The following is a 16,930-nucleotide window of genomic DNA, read 5'->3' as shown; positions in this document are numbered from 1 at the left end:
CTAGCCGCTCGCGGCGGCCCTCAGCCTGTCCCGCGAACGGTCCTCGCCGATCAGCGGCAGCAGTTCCTTCATGTCCGGGCCGTGGTCCATCCCCGTCAGCGCTCGGCGCAGCGGGAGGAACAGGTCCTTGCCTTTTCGACCCGTGCTTTCCTTGAGGCTGGCGGTCAGGTCCTGCCATGGCGTGTCGCTCCAGGTGAGCGCATCCACCGCTAGTGCAAGGAACGCGCGGTCCTCGTCCGAAAAGTCCGGCTGTTCGACCGGGCCTGTGACAAGGCGCCACCAGTCTGCAGCCTCGGTGACATGGGTGAGGTTCGGACGCACGGCATGCCATCCAGCCTCGTCCATCCCATCGGGAAGCCTTCCCTCGACTTCGGCGAAATCAATCTGGTGGACGATGGCCGCGTTGAGGCGGTCCAGTTCGGTGTCGTCGAACTTCGCCGGCGCGCGGCCGAAGGTCGAAAGGTCGAAGGTATCCACCAGCCGGGCGCGTTCGGCAATCGGTTCGACCGGCTGCGAAGTGCCCAGGCGGGCCAGCAGCGCGATCACCGCTTCGGGTTCGATATCGCGCTCGCGAAACGCGTCGCAGCCGAGGGAGCCGAGCCGTTTCGACAGCTTCCCTTCCTTCCCGACGAGCAAGGCCTCGTGCGCGAAAGAGGGCATTTTTGCTGCAGCATATTGTGCAGCAATAAGCGCGGTAAACATCTGAATTTGAACAGCTGTATTGCTTACATGGTCCTCGCCGCGCAGCACGTCGGTCACGCCCATGTCGAGATCGTCGACTGCACTGGGCAGCATGTAGAGCCAGCTGCCGTCGGCACGACGAATGACCGGATCGGATAGCTGTGCAGGATCGAACTTCTGCGCACCGCGGACACCGTCTTCCCAGCCGATTGGCTCGTCATGATCGAGCTTGAAGCGCCAATGCGGGAGCACGCCTTCGGCCTCTTTCGCGCTGCGTTCTTCACTTGTCATCTTCAGCGCACCGCGATCATAGATCGGCGGCAACCCGCGGCCGAGCTGGATCTTGCGCTTCAGTTCCAGTTCCTGCGCGGTTTCGTAGGCAGGGTACACGCGCCCAGCAGCCTTCAGCGCCTCGAAAGCCGCTTCGTATTTCGCGAGCCGCAACGACTGGCGTTCTTCGCCGTCCGGTGACAGGCCAAGCCAGGCCAGGTCCTCGCGGATAGCGTCGACATATTCCTCGCGGCTACGCTCGGCATCGGTGTCGTCGATGCGCAGCATGAAGCGTCCGCCGGCCTTGCGGGCGAGCATCCAGTTATGGAGCGCGGTGCGGATATTGCCGACATGGAGGCGCCCGGTCGGTGACGGGGCAAATCGCGTGATCGTGGTCATGCGCGCGCCGATAGCAGCCAGTGCAGCCTATGGCGAGAAAAGGGTTAGGCGGCGCGGCCGCCGCGGCGCTTCACAGCCGATTCGCGACGCTCGCGATAATCGAGATAGCTTTCGCTGAGCTTCGGATCGGGAAGGCACAGCAGCCCACTGTTTTCCTCGTCCAGCTCGAATTCCTCCAGCGGCATCGGCTTGCCGACGAGGAAACCCTGGGCCTCCTCCACACCGAGCTTACGCAGGATGTCGAGCTGTTCGCGATTCTCGATGCCTTCTGCGGTCGTCTGCATGCCGAGCGCATCCGCAAGGCGGGTAATGCTCGAGATGATGGCCTTGCTGTGCAGGTCGTCGATGACATTCTCGACAAAGGCGCGATCGATCTTGATGCGGTCGAACGGGAAGCTGCGCAGGTAACCGAGCGAGGAATATCCGGTCCCGAAATCGTCGAGCGCGATGCGGACACCGAGTTCGCGAAGGCGCATGAGCGTGGAGCGGCTGGCGTCCGTCTGGTCGAGCAGGACGTGCTCCGTAATCTCCAGCTCGACCCGCTCGGGCGCGAAATCGTGCTTGTGTATCGCCTGCGCGACAGTGGCGACGAGGTTCGGGTTCTTGACCTGCGTGGGCGAGAGATTGATTGCGAGACGGAACTCGCCCTCCACCTTCGATGCCTCCGCCAGTGCTTCGCGGATCGCCCATTCTCCGAGCGCGGTGATCATTCCCGTTTCCTCGGCAACGGGCAGGAAATCGAGCGGCGAGATGATGCCGCGCTGCGGGTGGTACCAGCGCATAAGCGCCTCGACCCCGGTAGTCGTGCCCGTGTCGAGATCGATGATCGGCTGGAAATGCAGACGCATTTGGCCGCGTGCAAGAGCGTCGCGAAGATCGTTTTCGATATCCCGTCGCTCGCGTGCCTTGCGGTCCAGTTCGGGCTCGAACAGGGCTAGGTGGTCGCGCCCTTTCTCCTTGGCTGCATAAAGCGCCAGATCGGCACGGCGCATCAGCTCGTCAGCATCGCAATCGCCGTCGATACAACGGGCAACGCCGACGCTGGTCGAGATGCGATAGCTCTGCCCGTCGATTTCATAGGGTGCGCGGATTACCGACAGGAAGCGGTGCGCGCGTTCGATCAGCAGGCCGTCGCCCGCACGCGTCTCGATCAGAACGGCGAACTCGTCACCGCCGAGGCGCGCGACCAGGTCCTCGCTGCGAATTTCCTGCTCCAGTCGCGTACCGACTTCGCGCAGGAGGCGGTCGCCCACGAGGTGGCCGCGGGAATCGTTCACCGCCTTGAAGTCGTCGAGGTCGAGATAGAACAGCGCAATGCTGGCACCGTTCGAGCGGGTTTCGCCGGCAAGGCCGCGCAGCCTTTCGTTGAAGAGGTAGCGATTGGCGAGCCCGGTGAGATTGTCATAATGCGCCATGAAGGCAACGCGCTCTTCGACCAGCTTGTCCGTGGTGACGTCGCGCGCCACCCCGCTCATGCGCCCATCGACGCGAGGCCGGGCGGAAAGACGCCAGTAGCGCATCTCGCCATTGATCCGCAGCTTGACCAGGAGATCGCGAAAGGCGCTGCGCTCGACGATATGGCGGGCCAGTTCGTCACGTTGTTCGCCGTGCATGAACAGGTCGAGCAAGGGGGAGCCCTCGAGCCGGCCTGACTCATGGCCTGTCGCCCTTGCAAGCCGCTCGCTCACATCGCGCAAATTGCCGCGCGGTCCGACGGTCCAGAGCCAGTCCGATGACTGCTCCTCGTAATCATTGAGCAGCATGCGCACGGTCACCGTGCTTTCGCGGCGCTCGATCTCGGCGGCGCCTGCAGCGATGAACTGGCGATCCTGCGTCCGGATCGTCATCAACAGCGCGAAAGCGAAGGACAGGATGAGAAGCATTGTCGGCCATGCTGCCACCCCGCCGATCATCCACGCTGTCAGCAGCAAGGAGGGCGTCATGGTCAGGACGTGGAAGGTGGCTGCCTGGGGCACGGTGCGGTGGACCAGCAGCACACCGCAAAGCACCGCAGTTCCCACGATACCGAGGACTGCGATGTTCAGCCCCTCGGCGAACGGAGCGAGAAACGGGAAGACGACGACATAGATCGAGCTACCCACCCCTTGCAGGAAGACGAACCTGCGCCAGTGGCGTTTCAGTTCCTCGAGCGGCGCTGTCTCGATGTCGAGCTGTCGGTCGAGAAAAACATAGACGCTCAATTGGGCGATCTGTGCCGCCGCCCAGCCGAGCAGCAGCGCCTTGGGTGCCGCGTCCCAGAACGTGTAGGCGAGCGTCAGGATGGCGCCCAGCGCCGGGATCAGCGAAAGGGTGGCGCCGGATGTGAAGCTGCGCAACCTGCGGGAGAGAAGCAGGTGTTCGAGCATGTCGGCAGGCAGGGCCTGCACAGGCTCAGAAGACGAATCGTTATCTAGACCTGCAAACTGCACGGCCTTTCCCCCTTGGGCATGTCCCGGGTGCGACTTTCCCCTTTGCCCGTCCATGATGGTGCAATTTTGGCAAACGGGGGTCAAGCGCGGTTTTCGGCGCGCGATCCACTCATTCTTCAGCGGCCTATAGAAAAAGCCCCGCCGGATCGCTCCGGCGGGGCCCTTTTCTCGTCAGAGGTCAGTCAGGCTTATTCGCCGTCCTTCGCCTCTTCGTTCAGGTAGTCACCCGCATCGGCATCGGTGCCGTGGGTTTCACCTTCCATGGCTGCCAGCGGATCATCGCCGATCGCAGCTTCCGGGCCCTGGGCGAGTTCCGCCTCGTGCTCTTCTTCTGCGGTGTTGGCTGCGATGATCGCTTCTTGGGCCTTCTTCCACTGTGCACGCAGCGCAGCGTCGCGGCTGGAGGCGGTCACGCGCATGCGGTTCATGCCCGCGCCGGTACCTGCCGGGATGAGACGGCCCACGATGACGTTTTCCTTGAGGCCGACCAGCGTGTCCTTCTTGCCCTCGACCGAAGCCTGGGTGAGCACGCGGGTGGTTTCCTGGAACGACGCAGCCGAGATGAACGAACGCGTCTGCAGCGAGGCCTTGGTGATGCCGAGCAGGATCGGAGTGCCGGTGGCGTGCTCCTTGTTCCGGCCGAGCTTCGCATTGGTCTCGTTGAGTTCTTCCAGGTCGACCTGTTCGCCCGGCAGCAGCACGGTGTCGCCACCGTTGGTGATCTCGACCTTCTGCAGCATCTGGCGAACGATCACCTCGATGTGCTTGTCGTTGATCTTCACGCCCTGCAGTCGGTAGACTTCCTGGATCTCGTTCACGAGATACTCGGCCAGCGCCTCGATCCCGAGGACATCGAGGATGTCGTGCGGGTTCGGCGAGCCCGAGATCAGCGTGTCGCCCTTCTTGACGAAGTCGCCTTCCTGGACGTCGATGATCTTGGTCTTGGGGATCAGGTATTCTACCGGATCACCCTCCTCCGGAACGATCGCGATCTTGCGCTTCGCCTTGTATTCGCGGACGAATTCGATCTTGCCCGAAATCTTGGCGATGATCGCATTGTCCTTCGGCACGCGGGCCTCGAACAGTTCGGCAACACGCGGCAGACCACCGGTGATGTCGCGGGTCTTGGCGGCTTCACGCGAAGCACGGGCGAGGATGTCACCCGCCTCGACCTGCTGGCCGTCGTCGACCGAGATCGCAGTGCCCGGTGCGAGCATGTAGCGCGCGGCATCGGTCTCGTCGGTCTGGCCTTCACCCAGGAGGGTCAGGCGCGGACGGAGGTCTTCCTTCTTGGCACGGCCGCTGGTGCGGATCTCGGTGACCACACGCTGGGCGATACCGGTGGCATCGTCGACGCGTTCTTCCATCGACGTACCGTCGATGAGGTCCTGGAACCGGACGACGCCCGAGGTTTCAGTGATGATCGGCAGCGAGAACGGATCCCATTCTGCAAGGCGATCGCCTTCCTTAACCTTGCCGCCATCCTTGTGCATGAGAACCGTACCGTAAGGCACCTTGTGGATCTCGCGCTCACGGCCTTCGGCGTCGATCACAGCCAGTTCGCCGTTGCGGGCGAGCGACAGGATACGACCCTTCTTGTCGACGATCGTCGGCATGTCGCGGTAAACGACCTTACCATCCGAAATCGCTTCCAGGTGGCTCGTTTCGTTGAGCTGTGCGGCACCGCCGATGTGGAAGGTACGCATGGTCAGCTGCGTGCCCGGCTCACCGATCGACTGAGCGGCGATAACGCCGACAGCTTCACCGATGTTCACCGGAGTACCACGGGCAAGGTCACGGCCGTAGCAGGTCGCGCAAACGCCCTGCTTGGCTTCGCAGACCAGCGGGCTGCGGATCTTGGCGACCTGCGTTTCCGCTTCCTCGATGACCTTGACCATCGGTTCGTCCACCAGCGTACCGGCCTTGACGATGACTTCACCGGTCGCCGCGTTCACGATGTCTTCGGCAACCGTACGGCCGAGGATACGCTCACCGAGCGAGGCGATAACGCTACCGCCCTGCACGATCGCACGCATTTCGAGCGCATTGTCGGTCTTGCAGTTTTCCTCAACGATGACGCAGTCCTGCGACACGTCGACGAGACGGCGGGTCAGGTAACCCGAGTTTGCCGTCTTGAGTGCCGTGTCGGCCAGGCCCTTACGTGCGCCGTGGGTCGAGTTGAAGTATTCAAGGACGTTCAGGCCTTCCTTGAAGTTCGAGATGATCGGGTTCTCGATGATCTCGCCCGACGGCTTGGCCATGAGGCCGCGCATGCCGGCCAGCTGTTTCATCTGGGCCGGGCTACCACGCGCACCGGAGTGCGACATCATGTAGATCGAGTTGATCTGCGCTTCCTTGCCGTCCTTGTCGATCGGCTGCGACTTGATCTCTTCCATCATGGCGTCGGCAACCTTGTCGCCGCACTGGCTCCAGGCGTCGATGACCTTGTTGTACTTTTCCTGCTGAGTGATGAGACCATCCTGGTACTGCTGCTCGTAATCGGCAACCAGCGCCTTGGTTTCTTCGACCATGCCTTCCTTCGATTCCGGGATGATCATGTCATCCTTACCGAAGGAGATGCCGGCCTTGAACGCGTGGCGGAAGCCCAGCACCATGATGGCGTCGGCGAACAGCACCGTGTCCTTCTGGCCGGTGTGACGATAGACTTCGTCGATCACGTCGGCGATGTCCTTCTTCGTCAGCAGGCGGTTGACGATGTCGAAGGGAACCTTGTGGTTCTTCGGCAGGCATTCGCCGATCAGCATGCGGCCCGGGGTCGTGACGAAACGCTTCATCTCAACCTTGCCGTTTTCGTCGGCCTGCGGGACGCGCGCCATGATCTTCGAGTGAAGCGTAACCGACTTCACTTCGAGAGCCTGGTGCACTTCGGCCATGTCGGCGAACATCGGCAGACGCTCGTGCTTTTCGCCCTTGGCATCGCCGTCGATGAACTCGGGGTTCTTCTCCTGACGTTCCATCGACAGGTAGTAGAGACCCAGCACCATGTCCTGCGAAGGCACGATGATCGGCTTGCCGTTTGCAGGCGAGAGGATGTTGTTGGTCGACATCATCAGGACGCGCGCTTCCAGCTGCGCCTCGAGGCTCAGCGGAACGTGGACGGCCATCTGGTCACCGTCGAAGTCGGCGTTGAAGGCGGCGCAGACCAGCGGGTGAAGCTGGATCGCCTTACCCTCGATCAGGACCGGTTCGAAGGCCTGGATGCCGAGGCGGTGAAGCGTCGGTGCGCGGTTGAGGAGGACCGGGTGCTCGCGAATGACTTCGTCGAGGATGTCCCAGACTTCCTTGCGCTCCTTCTCGACCCACTTCTTCGCCTGCTTCAAGGTCATCGAAAGACCCTTGGCGTCGAGGCGGGCGTAGATGAACGGCTTGAACAGCTCGAGCGCCATCTTCTTGGGCAGGCCGCACTGGTGCAGCTTGAGTTCCGGACCGGTCACGATGACCGAACGACCCGAATAGTCGACGCGCTTACCGAGCAGGTTCTGACGGAAGCGGCCCTGCTTGCCCTTGAGCATGTCGGACAGCGATTTGAGCGGACGCTTGTTGGCACCGGTGATCACGCGGCCACGGCGGCCGTTGTCGAACAGCGCGTCGACGGCTTCCTGCAGCATGCGCTTTTCGTTGCGGACGATGATGTCCGGCGCGCGCAGTTCCATGAGGCGCTTGAGGCGGTTGTTACGGTTGATCACACGACGGTAGAGGTCGTTGAGGTCCGAGGTCGCGAAGCGGCCACCGTCCAGCGGGACGAGCGGGCGCAGTTCGGGCGGAATGACCGGCACGACTTCGAGGATCATCCACTCGGGACGGTTGCCCGATTCGATGAAGCTTTCGACGACCTTGAGGCGCTTGATGATCTTGGCGGGCTTGAGCTTCGACTTGGTGGTCGCAAGCTCTTCCAGCAGGTCTTCCTTTTCCTGCTCGAGGTCGAGATCCATGAGCATGGTCTTGACCGCCGATGCGCCGATGTCGGCCGAGAAGGCGTCTTCGCCATACTCGTCCTGCGCTTCGAGCATCTCGTCTTCGGTGAGGAGCTGGTTCTTTTCCAGAGCGGTCAGGCCCGGCTCGGTGACGATATAGCTTTCGAAGTAGAGCACGCGCTCGAGCTGCTTGAGCTGCATGTCGAGCAGCAGGCCGATGCGCGAAGGCAGCGACTTGAGGAACCAGATGTGCGCGACCGGAGCGGCGAGCTCGATGTGGCCCATGCGCTCACGGCGAACCTTGGTCACGGTGACTTCGACGCCGCACTTTTCGCAGACGACGCCCTTGTACTTCATGCGCTTGTACTTGCCGCACAGGCATTCGTAGTCCTTCACCGGACCGAAGATGCGCGCACAGAACAGGCCGTCACGTTCAGGCTTGAACGTACGGTAGTTGATCGTTTCCGGCTTCTTGATTTCGCCGAAGGACCACGAGCGGATGCGCTCGGGGCTGGCGATGCCGATCTGGATCTCGTCGAAGGTTTCGGGCTTCGCGAGCTGGTTGGTGAATTTGGTCAGTTCGTTCATGACTTAATTCCCTAAGGGGTATTTCTAATGGGCGGAAAGCGGTGGGGAGCGGAGCGCTCCCCTATTCCGCCGCGATCGCGAGGCCGTCGTCGTCTTCGTCGTCGCTGAGCGACTTGAGTTCGACGTTCAGACCCAGGCTGCGCATTTCCTTGACGAGAACGTTGAAGCTCTCCGGAATGCCTGCCTCGAACGTGTCGTCGCCCTTGACGATGGCTTCGTAGACCTTGGTACGGCCGATCACGTCGTCCGACTTCACGGTGAGGATTTCCTGCAGCGTGTAGGCTGCGCCGTAGGCCTGGAGTGCCCAGACCTCCATCTCACCGAAGCGCTGGCCGCCGAACTGCGCCTTACCGCCCAGCGGCTGCTGGGTGACGAGCGAGTACGGACCGATCGAACGGGCGTGGATCTTGTCGTCGACGAGGTGGTGCAGCTTGAGCATGTAGATGATGCCCACGGTCACCTTGCGGTCGAACGCTTCGCCGGTACGGCCGTCGAAGAGGATCGACTGGCCGTCCGCATCGAGGCCGGCACGCTCCAGTTCGGTGGTCACGTCGCCTTCGCGCGCACCGTCGAACACCGGCGTACCCATCGGGACGCCGCGCGACAGATTGCCGGCGAGTTCCACGATTTCCTCGGTCGAACGGGCCTTGAGATCTTCCGCGTAACGATCGCCATAGACGTCGTTCAGACGCTCGATCACGGCTTCGGGCGGCTTCGCCTTCGCGTAGTCTTCCGAAGCGTTCGGGTTGGCCCTCTTCCAGTCCTCGAGCTGCTCGCCGATCTGCATGCCCAGGTTACGGGCAGCCATGCCGAGATGCGTTTCGAAGATTTGTCCGACGTTCATGCGCGAAGGCACGCCCAGCGGGTTCAGCACGATGTCGACCGGCGTACCGTCGGCGAGGAACGGCATGTCCTCGATCGGCAGGATACGGCTGATGACACCCTTGTTACCGTGACGGCCGGCCATCTTGTCGCCCGGCTGGAGCTTGCGCTTCACGGCAACGAAGACCTTGACCATCTTGAGCACGCCCGGTGCGAGTTCGTCACCACGCTCGAGCTTTTCCTTACGGTCTTCGAACTTGTCGTCGATGACCTTAACGCTCTCGTCGTACTGCGACTTGACCGCTTCGAGCTGTGCCTGGCGGTTGTCGTCAGCCACGGCGAACTTGAACCACTCGTGCTTGTCGACGCCCTCGAGCACCTCTTCGGTGATCTCGCTGCCCTTCTTCACGCCCTTCGGAGCTGCCGAGGCAGTCTGGCCGGTGAGCATGTCGCGCAGGCGGTTGTAGGTCGCACGGTTGAGGATGGCGCGTTCGTCGGCCGCGTCCTTGCGGAGGCGTTCGATTTCCTCGTTCTGGATCGCACGCGTACGGTCGTCGATCTCGATACCGTGACGGTTGAAGACACGCACTTCGACCACGGTTCCGGCAACACCCGGCGGCAGGCGGAGCGAAGTGTCGCGCACGTCGCTGGCCTTTTCACCGAAGATGGCGCGCAGGAGCTTTTCTTCCGGCGTCATCGGGCTTTCGCCCTTCGGCGTGATCTTGCCTGCGAGGATATCGCCCGGGTGCACTTCGGCGCCGATGTAGACGATGCCCGCTTCGTCGAGGTTGCGCAGGGCTTCCTCGCCGACGTTCGGGATGTCGCGGGTGATGTCTTCGGGGCCGAGCTTGGTGTCGCGGGCCATGACTTCGAATTCCTCGATGTGGATCGAGGTGAAGACGTCGTCCTTCACGATACGCTCGGAGATGAGGATACTATCTTCGTAGTTGTAGCCGTTCCAGGGCATGAAGGCGACGAGCGTGTTACGGCCCAGTGCCAGTTCGCCAAGGTCGGTCGAAGGACCGTCGGCGATCACGTCGCCGGCTTCGATCGTCTCGCCCACCTTCACCAGCGGACGCTGGTTGATGCAGGTGTCCTGGTTCGAACGCTGGAACTTCTGCAGCGTGTAGATATCGACGCCCGACTGGCCGGGTTCGACATCGCCGATCGCACGGATGACGATACGCGTCGCGTCGACCTGGTCGACCACGCCGCCACGCTTGGCGGTGATGGCCGCGCCCGAATCGCGCGCAACGGTTTCTTCCATGCCGGTGCCGACCCACGGCGCTTCCGCCTGGACGAGCGGCACGGCCTGGCGCTGCATGTTGGCGCCCATCAGCGCGCGGTTGGCGTCATCGTTTTCCAGGAACGGAATGAGCGATGCACCGACCGAGACGAGCTGCTTGGGGCTCACATCCATCAGCGTGATGGTTTCGCGCGGAGCCATGAGGTTGTCGCCGGCCTGACGCGCCGAGACCAGCTCTTCCACGAAGCCACCCTTGTCGTCGAGTTCGGCCGAAGCCTGTGCGACGGTGTGCTTCTGCTCTTCCATCGCCGAGAGGTAGATCACCTCGTCGGTGACCTTGTTGTCCTTCACGACGCGGTACGGCGTTTCGATGAAGCCGTACTTGTTGACGCGCGCGAAGGTCGAGAGCGAGTTGATCAGACCGATGTTCGGGCCTTCCGGCGTTTCAATCGGGCAGATGCGGCCATAGTGCGTCGGGTGAACGTCGCGGACTTCGAAGCCTGCGCGCTCGCGAGTAAGACCGCCCGGGCCAAGCGCCGAAACGCGGCGCTTGTGGGTGACTTCCGACAGCGGGTTGGTCTGGTCCATGAACTGCGAGAGCTGCGAGGAACCGAAGAACTCGCGCACGGCAGCCACGGCGGGCTTCGCGTTGATGAGGTCGTTCGGCATCACGGTCGACACGTCTACGCTGCTCATGCGCTCCTTCACGGCGCGTTCCATGCGGAGCAGGCCGACGCGGTACTGGTTTTCCAGCAGCTCACCGACCGAGCGGACACGGCGGTTGCCGAGGTTGTCGATGTCGTCGACTTCGCCCTTGCCGTCCTTCAGGTCGACAAGTTCCTTGACCACGGCGAGGATGTCTTCCTTGCGCAGCGTGGTGACGGTGTCTTCGGCATCAAGGTCGAGACGCATGTTGAGCTTGACGCGGCCGACGGCCGACAGGTCGTAACGCTCGCCATCGAAGAACAGGCCTTCGAACAGCGCTTCTGCGGTTTCCTTGGTCGGCGGCTCGCCCGGACGCATGACCTTGTAGATCGCTTCCAGACCTTCATCACGGTTTTCGGCCTTGTCGACCTTCATCGTGTTGCGGATCCACGGACCGGTGGTGACGTGGTCGATGTCGAGCAGGTTGAGGCTGTCGACGCCGGCAGCGTCGAGCACTTCGAGGTTCTCTGCCGAGACCTCGTCGCCCGCTTCGATGTAGATGCGGCCGGTGCTTTCGTCGATCAGGTCTTCGCTGGCGTAACGGCCGAAGACTTCTTCGGTCGGGAGCAGCAGGGTGGTGAGGCCGTCCTTGGCTGCCTTGTTGGCAGCGCGCGGGCTGATCTTGGTGCCAGCGGCGAAGACTTCTTCACCGGTCTTGGCATCCACCAGCGGGAAGGCCGGCTTCTGGTTGCGCCAGTTTTCCGCGACGAAGGGCAGTTCCCAGCCGTCCTTGGCACGCTTCCAGGTCACCGTCTCGTAGAAGTGCTCGAGAATACCTTCGGCATCGAGGCCGAGAGCATAGAGCAGCGCAGTGACCGGCAGCTTGCGCTTGCGGTCGATACGCACGTTGACGATGTCCTTGGCGTCGAATTCGAAGTCGAGCCAGCTACCGCGATACGGAATGATGCGGGCAGCGAAGAGGAGCTTGCCCGAGCTGTGGGTCTTGCCGCGATCGTGGTCGAACAGCACACCCGGCGAACGGTGCATCTGCGAGACGATAACGCGCTCGGTGCCGTTGATGATGAAGGTACCGTTGTCCGTCATCAGCGGCATGTCGCCCATGTAGACGTCCTGCTCCTTGATATCGAGCACGGAGCGGGTCTCGGTTTCCTGGTCGACTTCGAAGACGATCAGGCGCAGCGTGACCTTCATCGGCGCGGCATAGGTGATGCCGCGCTGCTTGCATTCGACGATGTCGTGCTTGGGCGCTTCGAGTTCGTAATGGACGAAGTCGAGTTCGGCGGTGCCGGCGAAGTCGCGCAGCGGGAATACCGAGCGCAGCGTCTTCTCAAGGCCGGAAACGTGACCCGCTTCCTTGTCCGAGCGCAGGAACTGTTCGTAGCTCTCGCGCTGGACCTCGATCAGGTTGGGCATGTCGACGACTTCATGGATGTCGCCGAAGATCTTGCGGATACGCCGCTTCGCAGTGCCCGACGCGGTGGTGCGGGTTGCCTTCGCCTTGGTAGCCATAAGGGGTAAGTACCTCTTCTCGTGTGCATCTGGACCCGTCCGCTTGCGGGCGCGGACAGGGCCGGAAATTCATGTCTCATGCGCGTGAGAGCCATATCGGTGAGACGCAAAAAGGCCGCAGCGAATGCACACCGGTAGCGGCGGCAGCTGCAGCTCATGAAAAGCGTCGCGATATGGAAACGCCGCTTCCATCCTGTGTCCGATCCCCGCGCATGAATCAGACTCGCTCGAAGCGTGCGGTCGAGGGGGCATGTAGGAAGTCACCGGGGTTAAGTCAAACACCTCTTTGACCTCGCGAACGGCGGGCACTGCCGGGCGGCGGCAAGCTGTGTTATGCATGCCGCAGATCGGGAGGGAGACCTGATGGAGAATCGTTGGCTTTTCCTTGGTGTGGCAGGCGCGCTTTGCGCCGCTGTCCCGGGCAGCGCGCATCAAGGCGCCGCGGGCGAAGTCACTCCCCTGTTCGCCGACGATTCGATCATCGTCGTCACACTGACCGGCCCTGTCAGGGGCATTGCCCGCAGGGCGCAGCGTTCGACCAAGCCGCACGACGCAAGGCTGGATGCGGCAGGCGAAAGCCACGCCATCACGCTTGCCGCACGTGGCAAGTCCCGCCGCGAACGCGACAAATGCCGCTTCCCCCCGCTGCGCATTGCCTTTCCCGACAAGCCCGGCAAGCAATCGCTGTTCTACCGCCAGGGTCGGATCAAGCTGGTCACCCATTGCCGCGATGTGGATGCGGCGGAACAGACGGTCCTGCGCGAATACGCCGCCTACCGGCTCTATAACCGGATCACGGCGGAAAGCCTGCGCGTCAGGCTCGCGCGGATCCGCTATGTCGATGATGGAGAAGTCGTGGCGACGCGGCTGGGCTTCTTTATCGAAGATGGCGATGATGCCGCGCGCCGACTGGGAATGAAGGAGATCGATACGGGCGAGATTCCCGTGGCCAGCCTCGATCAGGGCGATGCGGCGCGATATGCGCTGTTCCAGTACATGATCGGCAATACCGACTGGTCGATGGTGATCGGCCCTCAGAAGTCCGACTGCTGTCACAACTCGCGCCTGCTGGGGGCCGGAAGATCCGCGCGCACCGGGCTTACTCCCGTGCCCTACGACTTCGACGCAGCAGGGCTGGTGGACGCGATCTACGCCGAACCGAACGAGCGCCTGAAGACGCGCTCGGTCAAGACCCGCGTCTATCGAGGCTTCTGTGCTTTCAACGCGCTCCTGCCAGCCGAGGCGGATCGCCTGCGCACACTGAGGCCCCAGCTAGAGGCCGAGCTCGCGGCCACACCCTATGCCAGTGCCACAACGAAGCAGGAGATGCTGAGCTACCTCGCCGGCTTCTATGACGACATCGGCAATTCCGAAACCTTCAAGGCAAGGCTGACAGGCCGCTGCCGCTAGCTGCGGGGAGCTCCACCCTCGCCCGATTGGTCGCGTCCCTGCGGATCGTCCTCCGCCTCTTCCTCGAGATGCACGTGGTTGGGTCGCAGATAACGATGCGTGCCGGTCAGCCCGCCGTAATCGGCCACCCACAGGAAGGCGAAGGTGAAGTTGAACAGCACGGTCATGACGAGCGCGATTTCCAGCGCGCCGATCCCCGCGGCAAGGCCGATGCCCGTAGCGAGCAGGATGTAGATTGCATCGCCCGAACTCTTGAGCGTGTTGCGGAAGCGCACGCCGCCGACGATCCCTGCCAGCGAGAAGGCCAGCGCGAGCGAATTGTGAACCATCACCACGATAGCCGTGACCGCGATGGGCAGGACGATCATCGTTTCCACCAGCGCCTGGTCGTATTCGGTCCGGCTGCGCGACGCCATGTAGACCCATGTGACCGGCAGCGTGGTCAGCACGGCGCCGCAGACAGCGATGAAGAGCCAGGCGATCGACTGGCCAAGATTGCCGACCTGGGTCGCCCCGATACCGATGCCCTGGAAGGGATCGCCCGATTGCGCGCTCAATAGCGTCTGGGCACCGCCGATCGGCATGTAGTGGAGCATGGAGGGGAACAGGGAAACGAACCCCACGACTGCCCCCGTGACCACGAGATAGAAAAGCGTGAGACGTAGGAACAGGCTGCGGACTCTCGTCATGCTTTCCCCTTCAGAAGCAGGCCGGAATTCATCCCATAGCCGCATTTGCGGCCCAACCAAAATCCTCATCCGCAAGCGAATTATCGTTTTTCGATATTATCGATTGACAATAAGTCCGACCCGCCTTATTGATTATCGATATTAAAGATCAAGGAGTTCGATAAATGCCCCGTCTCACTACCCATTTCGCCGCCGCTTTCGCAGCCCTCGCGATCACCGTCATGTCGCTCCAGACCGTGACCAGCGTGCCCGCCGCGCAGGTCGCGATCCTCGCAGCGCCTGCCATCGCCTGACGCCATTCTGGAGACTTCCATGTCCAATCCACTCGCCAATGACGCCCTGCTCAAATTCGGGCGCATCCTGACCGTCATCGTCCAGGCCTTGCTTGGCTTGGGAGCCATCGCTCTGATCATCGCCATTCCGGTCATCTGGCTGAGCCAAAGCCATATCGCCGAGGCAATGTCCGCTGATTCCTCACTTTCCCTTGGCGCAACGTTAGGAGCCATCACTGTCGTCCTGCTATTGTGCTTCGTGATCGTCTCGCTCGCCTTCGTATTCTTCCGAAATCTGAAGCACATCATCGATTCGGTAGGCGAAGGCGATCCCTTCGTGCCCGAGAATTCACGTCGGCTCAGCGTGATGGGTTGGATTACCCTCGGCATCCAGGTCGTTGCGTTGCCGGTTGCGGGAATTGGTCTCTTGGCAGCCAAGGCCTTCGAAGAGCAGAATTTCACAGTCGATGTCGACCTCGACCTAGGCGCCATTATCCTGGCCGTTACACTCTTCATCCTCGCCCGCGTCTTCCGTCACGGAGCCCTGATGCGCGCCGACCTCGAAGGGACCGTGTGATGCCAGCCGAAGAAGGAACCCGGATCATGGTCAAGCTCGATGACCTCCTCCACGAACGCCGCATGACGCTCACCGAGCTGGCAGACCGTGTCGGCCTCACCCTCGCCAACCTCTCGATCCTCAAGACGGGAAAGGCCAAGGCGATCCGCTTCTCCACCCTCGAGGCGATATGCCGCGAGCTCGACTGCCAGCCGGGCGACCTGCTCGCCTATGAGGGCCGGCCCGGCTGAGTGACGGCGGAACAGGCGCAGCCCGGCGGCGTTGGAAAACCGATCCGGGTGCGCCCTGCCCCGGCAGATATTGGGGACATATCCATGAAGAAGACTATCCTGATCGCCGCCCTGCCCGCAGCTCTCTCGCTTTCGGCCTGCGGCGACCCGATCGACGGCAGCGACACGGCAGACATTACGCCCGACGCCACCACGGTAGAGACCGGCGCGGAAGACGCCGAAGCCTACAACCCGAGCGAAGACGGCATGCTGGAATCCGAAGGCCTCGTCGACGACACTCCGGTCACGACCGAGGAATCGCTCGAAGAGTATCAGGAGGACACGCAAGAAGCCGAGATGTGATTGTCGCGTCCGCACCCCGCGCGGGCTTGACAGAATCGCTGAAATCCTTAGAGGCCCGCCACCGAAGGCGGGTCTCTTTGTATCCGCCCTCATCCGTCCGAGACAGTTGGCGACCGGGATTTGCCGGTCTTAATTTCCAGCCTAGGCGGGGAAAAGAGATTTTCAGGTGGGCCCCGGCCCGCCGTTTCGCGTCAAGTGGCGCACTCCTTCCCCATCAACGGACCCGCCCGTGCCGAGCTATCGGCATGGACAAACGTAGCCGATCCCGGCGGAGCATTTCCGGCGGGGTCATAGTGAAGGAGTATGGCATGGATCGTTCGCAGAAAGCCGATGCGGTCGCCCAGCTCAGCGAAGTCTTCAACCAGGCTGGCGTGGTCGTCGTGACCCGCAACCTGGGCCTTACGGTCGCACAGTCGACCGAATTGCGTACGAAGATGCGTGAAGCCGGTGCGTCCTACCAGGTTGCGAAGAACCGTCTCGCCAAGCTCGCCCTCGAAGGTACCGATTACACCGGTATCGCCGACCACCTGACCGGCCCGACCGCCCTCGCCTACAGCGAAGACCCGGTTGCAGCTGCAAAGGTGGCAGTGGAATTCGCCAAGACGAACGACAAGCTCGAAATCGTCGGTGGTTCCATGGGAGCGACTGCACTCGACGAAGCAGGGATCAAGGCACTCGCCTCGATGCCGAGCCTCGACGAACTGCGTGGCACGATCGTGGGCCTTGTCAACGCGCCGGCAACCAAGGTTGTCCGCACGATCAAGGAACCCGTTTCGATGCTCGCTCGCGTCTTCGGTGCCTATGGCGCCAAGGAAGCCGCGTAAGAGCCGGTTCTCGCGTAAGAACACATATTCATCGGGGCAGA

11 protein-coding genes are annotated in these 16,930 nt (G+C 62.3%); 6 read left to right on the top strand and 5 right to left on the bottom strand.

Annotation, left to right across the window (positions count from 1 at the left end; all coding sequences use genetic code 11):
• The 4 genes from gltX to rpoB all read right to left on the bottom strand — a co-directional run bounded on the left by gltX (nucleotide 1) and on the right by rpoB (nucleotide 12,545).
• On the bottom strand, nucleotides 1-1,350 hold the full coding sequence (gene gltX / locus K3136_RS10045) for a glutamate--tRNA ligase (protein WP_221430180.1): 1,350 nt from the start codon (nucleotides 1,348-1,350) through the stop codon (nucleotides 1-3).
• Between the two features lie 44 nt (nucleotides 1,351-1,394).
• A complete protein-coding gene (locus K3136_RS10040; RefSeq protein ID WP_221430179.1) occupies nucleotides 1,395-3,737 on the bottom strand; it encodes a putative bifunctional diguanylate cyclase/phosphodiesterase in 2,343 nt (780 codons plus the stop codon).
• A gap of 230 nt (nucleotides 3,738-3,967) precedes the next feature.
• Nucleotides 3,968-8,302, bottom strand: a complete 4,335-nt coding sequence (gene rpoC, locus K3136_RS10035; RefSeq protein WP_221430178.1) for a DNA-directed RNA polymerase subunit beta' — start codon at nucleotides 8,300-8,302, stop codon at nucleotides 3,968-3,970.
• A gap of 61 nt (nucleotides 8,303-8,363) precedes the next feature.
• Nucleotides 8,364-12,545: a DNA-directed RNA polymerase subunit beta gene (gene rpoB, locus K3136_RS10030; protein ID WP_221430177.1), complete on the bottom strand. Its 4,182-nt coding sequence runs from the start codon at nucleotides 12,543-12,545 to the stop codon at nucleotides 8,364-8,366.
• 363 nt (nucleotides 12,546-12,908) lie between these two features.
• Here rpoB and K3136_RS10025 point away from each other — a divergent pair, with 363 nt between their 5' ends.
• Nucleotides 12,909-13,955, top strand: coding sequence for a hypothetical protein (locus tag K3136_RS10025; protein ID WP_221430176.1), 1,047 nt, complete (start codon nucleotides 12,909-12,911; stop codon nucleotides 13,953-13,955).
• Here the strand turns inward: K3136_RS10025 and K3136_RS10020 are convergent.
• The gene (locus K3136_RS10020; RefSeq protein ID WP_221430175.1) at nucleotides 13,952-14,644 is read right to left on the bottom strand and encodes a DUF4956 domain-containing protein; all 693 of its coding nucleotides are present in this window, start codon (nucleotides 14,642-14,644) and stop codon (nucleotides 13,952-13,954) included. The genes K3136_RS10025 and K3136_RS10020 overlap by 4 nt on opposite strands.
• Before the next feature lie 164 nt (nucleotides 14,645-14,808).
• On the opposite strand from K3136_RS10020, the gene K3136_RS14135 reads away from it, so the two are divergent.
• The 5 genes from K3136_RS14135 (at nucleotide 14,809) to rplJ (ending at nucleotide 16,889) form a co-directional block, all read left to right on the top strand.
• Complete coding sequence (locus K3136_RS14135; RefSeq protein ID WP_282099929.1) at nucleotides 14,809-14,937, top strand: hypothetical protein; 129 nt, start codon at nucleotides 14,809-14,811, stop codon at nucleotides 14,935-14,937.
• A gap of 19 nt (nucleotides 14,938-14,956) precedes the next feature.
• Nucleotides 14,957-15,493 (top strand): DUF2975 domain-containing protein, encoded by a 537-nt coding sequence (locus K3136_RS10015; RefSeq protein ID WP_221430174.1) that lies wholly within the window; start codon nucleotides 14,957-14,959, stop codon nucleotides 15,491-15,493.
• The gene (locus K3136_RS10010) at nucleotides 15,493-15,723 is read left to right on the top strand and encodes a helix-turn-helix domain-containing protein (RefSeq protein WP_221430173.1); all 231 of its coding nucleotides are present in this window, start codon (nucleotides 15,493-15,495) and stop codon (nucleotides 15,721-15,723) included. Before K3136_RS10015 ends, K3136_RS10010 begins: the two co-directional genes overlap by 1 nt.
• Nucleotides 15,724-15,807: 84 nt before the next feature.
• Entirely contained in the window at nucleotides 15,808-16,065 is a 258-nt protein-coding gene (locus tag K3136_RS10005; protein WP_221430172.1) for a hypothetical protein, read from the top strand.
• 308 nt (nucleotides 16,066-16,373) lie between these two features.
• Nucleotides 16,374-16,889, top strand: coding sequence for a 50S ribosomal protein L10 (gene rplJ, locus K3136_RS10000; RefSeq protein WP_221430171.1), 516 nt, complete (start codon nucleotides 16,374-16,376; stop codon nucleotides 16,887-16,889).
• Nucleotides 16,890-16,930 lie beyond the last annotated feature (41 nt).

Source organism: Qipengyuania gelatinilytica, assembly GCF_019711315.1.
In the GTDB taxonomy this organism is placed as follows: Bacteria; Pseudomonadota; Alphaproteobacteria; order Sphingomonadales; family Sphingomonadaceae; genus Qipengyuania; species Qipengyuania gelatinilytica.
Note: the sequence above shows the minus strand (reverse complement) of the source record. Positions and strands in the feature narration are given on the sequence as shown.